The organism is Vibrio sp. 10N.222.48.A3 (genome assembly GCF_041475345.1).
Classification (GTDB): Bacteria; Pseudomonadota; Gammaproteobacteria; order Enterobacterales; family Vibrionaceae; genus Vibrio; species Vibrio tasmaniensis_A.
Genome location: NZ_JBFRVX010000228.1, coordinates 1 through 5258, shown reverse-complemented (window position 1 = coordinate 5258; position 5258 = coordinate 1). Strand labels below are relative to the sequence as shown.

The 5258-nt window shown below is 43.4% G+C and carries 4 protein-coding genes and 2 pseudogenes; all 6 read left to right on the top strand.

Annotation, left to right across the window (positions count from 1 at the left end; genetic code table 11):
• A pseudogene (locus AB4653_RS07825) lies at positions 1 to 132 on the top strand (DUF368 domain-containing protein); the annotation flags it as partial.
• A gap of 202 nt (positions 133 to 334) precedes the next feature.
• On the top strand, positions 335 to 775 hold the full coding sequence (locus tag AB4653_RS07820) for a hypothetical protein (RefSeq protein WP_102258067.1): 441 nt from the start codon (positions 335 to 337) through the stop codon (positions 773 to 775).
• Positions 772 to 1368: an SCO family protein gene (locus AB4653_RS07815; protein WP_012600175.1), complete on the top strand. Its 597-nt coding sequence runs from the start codon at positions 772 to 774 to the stop codon at positions 1366 to 1368. Before AB4653_RS07820 ends, AB4653_RS07815 begins: the two co-directional genes overlap by 4 nt.
• 114 nt (positions 1369 to 1482) lie before the next feature.
• Complete coding sequence (locus tag AB4653_RS07810) at positions 1483 to 1941, top strand: copper chaperone PCu(A)C (RefSeq protein ID WP_017096254.1); 459 nt, start codon at positions 1483 to 1485, stop codon at positions 1939 to 1941.
• 540 nt (positions 1942 to 2481) lie between these two features.
• Positions 2482 to 3546, top strand: a pseudogene (gene rsgA / locus AB4653_RS07805) (ribosome small subunit-dependent GTPase A).
• Positions 3547 to 3987: 441 nt separating this feature from the next.
• Entirely contained in the window at positions 3988 to 5205 is a 1218-nt protein-coding gene (gene sstT / locus AB4653_RS07800; protein ID WP_009845849.1) for a serine/threonine transporter SstT, read from the top strand.
• The last annotated feature ends 53 nt before the right edge of the window (positions 5206 to 5258 follow it).

The window sequence follows — 5258 nt, the reverse complement described above, 5'->3', positions numbered from 1 at the left end:
AACTTGTCACCGTTCGATTTTGAAGCCGTCACTTCTCAACCTTCACAGCTAGTAATGGCTATTGTGATGATGCTTGTAGCGATTGCTCTGGTCCTTGGGTTAGAGAAGTTTGCAGAGCGCAACGCGGGCTGATCATTCTATCCATTCTCAAGCGTATTCAGAACGGATAGAACTTAGAAAGACTAAGCTCATGAACCTATGACACAGACAAAAGCGAAGCCAATGGCTTCGCTTTTTTAGTTCTACCATACGCACAAAATTACTTTTTGATACAAGCACATATTGAGGGATATGATAACATCGCCGCTCTTATAAAATTAGATGAGAACACGACATGCACTCTGCATTAAAGGTTGCTGCTCTTGGGATCGCTCTCGTGGCAGGCTTTTATGGACCGCAAGCTATTCAGCAATTTGAATCAGCGATGGAGCGAGCCTCTGCTGAGATTAACTTAGATGATTACTGCATACTTTCCACCACATCGTGTGAGCAAAATACAGTTACGATGACACTTGATCGCGAGACGGCTCAACCTCTGGCTCCCACCAAAATCAAAGTAGTGTGGGAAGGCGCAGCCTCTGACACATTAATGCTGTCGCTTACAGGTTTAGAGATGGAAATGGGCTCGGCACGTTTTCAATTAAAAAACATTGGCAATAATACCTATGAAGGTGATGTGATTTTACCTGTATGTACTTTAGACAAGATGACATGGATCGGTGAGCTCACTGATGGTGTCGATACTGTAAATCCGGCAATAAGGATGGCAAGATGAGTAGAAATTGGTCGTTAGCATTGGTTGTCGCTTTTGTCCTTGGCTTTGGCGTTAAAAGTTATCTTGATGGGCAAAACGAAGCTCAAAAACAACACGCGGCAAAACAACAATTCTCCGCAACAACCCTTTTCGGCAAAGATAACCAGCCAACTGAAATCTTTGACCAAACCGATGACAGAATTCGTATCGTTTATTTTGGTTTCACACGTTGCCCAGATGTGTGCCCTACTTCTCTAGCAATGTTAGCCGGAGCACTTAACCAGATTTCTGATGAAGCAAAAGCCAAGATTCGCCCGATGTTTGTTTCTCTCGATCCAGAACGTGATGCCGCTGAAGCCTCATACGAATACGCACAATACTTCCACCCAATGATGGAAGGATTAAGTGGCCCGTTAGATGTGACAACAACGCTTGCACACAACTACGGTGTTATTTTTAGAAAGACCAAGCTTGAAGGTTCAGAGTTGGAATACACCCTAGACCACAGCTCATATTTCTATTTTTTAAAACCCGATGGCACGCTGATTACCAAAGTGCCGCATACGTTAACGCCAGCGCCAATTGTTGAAGCTATTAACACATTAACGCGCTAACGTACCAAGTCATCAGCGACGAGAAACAACGTGTACAAAAATAAAGAACTTAACGAATAAAGTTCGAACAAAAAGTCAGGTCCCAGACCAAAACAAAAAACTAAGGACAACAACATGAAGTTAAAAGCACTTGCTCTAGCAGGCTTATTGCTCACTCCTCTTGCTCAAGCGAATAGCGACATTATGGTTCATGACGCGTACGCGCGCGCAACCCCGCCTTCAGCAGTGAACAGCGCGGTATTCACGACTCTGATGAACCATAGCGATAAAGATCGCGCTATTGTTTCTGCAACAACACCAGCAGCAGGAAAGGTTGAACTTCATGATGTTATCGTTGATGGCGACGTAATGAAGATGCGTCAAGTTCAAGCGATCACCATCCCTGCAAATGGTAAAGCTGTACTTAAACCAGGTAGCTTACACATCATGTTGTTTGACTTAAAAAGTAGCCTAAAAGAAGGTGAACAAATCAAAATGACACTGACCTTCGCAAACGGTGAAACACAGACCTTTGATGCGCCAGTGAAGAAAGTGATGAGCGGCATGAAAAAGATGAATCACGATCATCATTAATCAGATTCACTATCGATGAAATAATTTAAGCCACGATGACTTCTCGCCATCGTGGCTTTTTGCTAAACTGAGCTCGCTTTTTATTCAAAGCCCGACCACATTAATAACCAAGGAGAATAGAAGATGATTGTAATGAAGACACTAAAACTGGCAGTAAAAGTAACGCGTTAACTTGTTTGGTTAATCCAACTTAAATACCGATCGACCAACTTATCGTCACTCTTTGACGACCGCACACTTTTACCCGGTTTACTGTTGATCGTAAGTGATCAACTCCTGCATGCCTATAAAGCATGACTCAATCCGGGGTCCTATCTATTTGAATTCGACCCAAACTCAAAACATTTTTGACGCTCGACGCTTTTAATCTCAGCAACTCTTTTTGGTCTCATTAACTCTTTTGATCTCATCAACAATAAGAGAGCTCACAAGAAGTTAATGCTCTCATAAGACTTTAATGCAGTGATAAGACTTTAATGCAGTGATAAGACTTTAATGCTCTCACAAGAAAAGAAAGCTCGCACGTCTGGGTAAATAGACATGAATTCACAAAACGCATTTTCTAATCCAATGTCACTTCAACAACTTGGATGGCAACCTGTATTCCAACAACAACTGACACTCGAAGACTATGACCAATCCGTCATTGCTCGTATTACCGCGCACCATCGCAGCGGCTATACACTAGCGTCAGAACAAGGCGAAATCGTTCTCCCTATCCATCAAAACCAACCCGCAATGACGGTTGGCGACTGGGTAATCTTGAACTCTGAACTGCAATTCGGCCGTTTATTAGACCGTCAATCACTCTTCAGCCGTAAAGCTGCAGGTAGCCGTGTCGCCGAACAATATATCTCAGCTAACATCGACACGGTATTTATCGTGGTTTCGTTAAATAACGACTTTAATCTAAGCCGTATTGAACGCTACCTAGCGCTCGCCAATGAAGCACAGGTTGAAGCCGTTATCGTACTCACCAAGAAAGACTTGTGTGATGACTACGAAGACAAAGTACAACAAGTGCAAAGCTTAGATTCTATGCTGATGATCGAAGCGGTGAATAGCCTAGACCAAGACTCAACTCAAGTTTTGTCGCCTTGGTGTAAAACGGGCAAGACTGTGGCTTTAATGGGTTCATCCGGTGTGGGTAAATCCACCTTAGTCAACTCATTACTTGGTGAGGCTGAACAAGCCACAGGTGGCATTCGTGAAGACGATAGTAAAGGCCGACACACAACCACATCACGATCGCTCCACTTGCTAACATCGGGCGGCTTACTGCTCGATACTCCAGGAATGCGAGAGCTACAACTTGCTGACTGCGCTGAAGGCGTGAGTGAAACCTTTTCTGATGTGGAAGAGTTAGCCATACATTGCTGATTCTCTGATTGTCATCATGAATCAGAACCGGGGTGCAAGATACGCAAGGCGATTGAAAGTGGAGAATTGTCTGAGCGACGATTTGCTAACTATCGAAAGTTATTGCGAGAACAAGCCCGAAATGGCGCCTCGTTAGCGGAACAACGCGCCAGCAATAAGCAGCTTTCCAAGATGTACAAAACCGTACAATCAGAAGGCCGCAATCTTAAAAAAGCGTCTGACTAACGTTTAAGGTTTAAGGTTTAAGGTTTAAGGTTAACAGCTATAAGCTGTATTGAAGATAACCTAACTTAAGATAACTTTAAATTAAGACAATGAGCCCCATCGTGTTAATCACGTGGGGCTTTTTGTTTCAATTTGATAATGGTGTGGTTATTTATGCACACAATGTTCTTTCCTATAGCCGTTTACATTTCTACATTTGCAGTGTTTTGAATCTATCAAATGAGAATCAGCAGATTTATAGCCCAATCAAAATACATTTATTTAACATTTAGCTCCAAAAACACCACATAGCGCAAACAATAACCCTAAAAGTAAACTATCCCTAGACACCCTCTTAGATCCCGCTAATATGACCGCCAATTCCGCTAGTGTATAGTTGGATTTGGTACAACTTCATAAAAAGATACATCACTATAATAAATTAACAATTGCAGGTATTTTATGCAAAATCACAACATGCTCGCCCGCATCGCTCGTGGAAATCTCGTTCTACAGATCCTTGCTGGTATTGTTTTCGGTGTCGTTCTCGCCATGGTTTCTCCTTCAGCAGCTCAAGATGCAGGCCTATTAGGTAGCCTGTTTGTTGGTGCTCTGAAAGCTGTTGCCCCAATTTTAGTATTCATTCTTGTTGCAGCTTCTATCGCAAACCAAAAGAAAGGTCAGCATACTCATATGCGTCCAATCATTGTGCTTTACCTGATTGGTACGTTCTCTGCTGCACTGACTGCTGTAGTACTGAGCTTCATGTTCCCAACCACTTTGACACTGGTTGCTGGCGCTGAAGGTGCTAACCCTCCTCAAGGTATTGCAGAAGTTCTTCATACGCTTCTATTCAAGCTTGTAGACAACCCAGTTAGCGCACTAATGAATGCGAACTACATCGGTATTCTTGCTTGGGCCATCGGTCTTGGTCTTGCTCTGCACCACGCATCTGCAACAACCAAAGCGGTTTTCGAAGACCTAAGCCACAGTGTTTCACACATTGTTCGCTTCATTATTCGCCTTGCCCCATTCGGTATCTTCGGTCTTGTTTCTGCAACATTCGCAACAACAGGCTTCGATGCACTGGCAAGCTACGGTCAACTTCTAGCAGTACTACTAAGCTCAATGCTAATCATCGCACTTGTGGTTAACCCACTGCTTGTATTTATTAAAACAAAACAAAACCCATACCCACTTGTACTGCAATGTATTCGTGAATCTGGTGTAACGGCATTCTTCACTCGTTCAAGCGCTGCAAACATCCCAGTGAACATGAACCTTTGTAAGAAGCTAAAGCTAGACGAAGATACTTACTCTGTATCGATTCCTCTAGGCGCAACGATCAACATGGCGGGTGCTGCAATCACCATCACTGTGTTAACGCTTGCTGCTGTACACACTATGGGCATTGAGATTGATATCTTCACTGCGATTCTACTAAGCCTTGTTGCTGCAGTATCAGCATGTGGCGCATCGGGTGTTGCTGGCGGTTCACTACTGCTTATCCCGCTAGCGTGTGGCCTATTCGGTATTTCAAACGATGTAGCGATGCAGGTTGTAGCGGTTGGTTTCATTATCGGTGTGATTCAAGATTCAGCTGAAACAGCACTTAACAGCTCAACAGACGTAGTGTTCACTGCTGCTGTATGTAAAGCCGAGCAAAACAAAGAGCAATAAACCTTTAGCTGCTCTGAACCTAAACAGTTCTGAGCTCTAAGCTCTAAGCTCTA

Excerpts from the sequence above, each read along its gene's own strand:
- AB4653_RS07815 (WP_012600175.1), top strand. The coding sequence starts at position 772 with ATGAGTAGAAATTGGTCGTTAGCATTGGTTGTCGCTTTTGTCCTTGGC.
- AB4653_RS07810 (WP_017096254.1), top strand. The coding sequence starts at position 1,483 with ATGAAGTTAAAAGCACTTGCTCTAGCAGGCTTATTGCTCACTCCTCTT.
- AB4653_RS07820 (WP_102258067.1), top strand. The coding sequence starts at position 335 with ATGCACTCTGCATTAAAGGTTGCTGCTCTTGGGATCGCTCTCGTGGCA.
- sstT (WP_009845849.1), top strand. The coding sequence starts at position 3,988 with ATGCAAAATCACAACATGCTCGCCCGCATCGCTCGTGGAAATCTCGTT.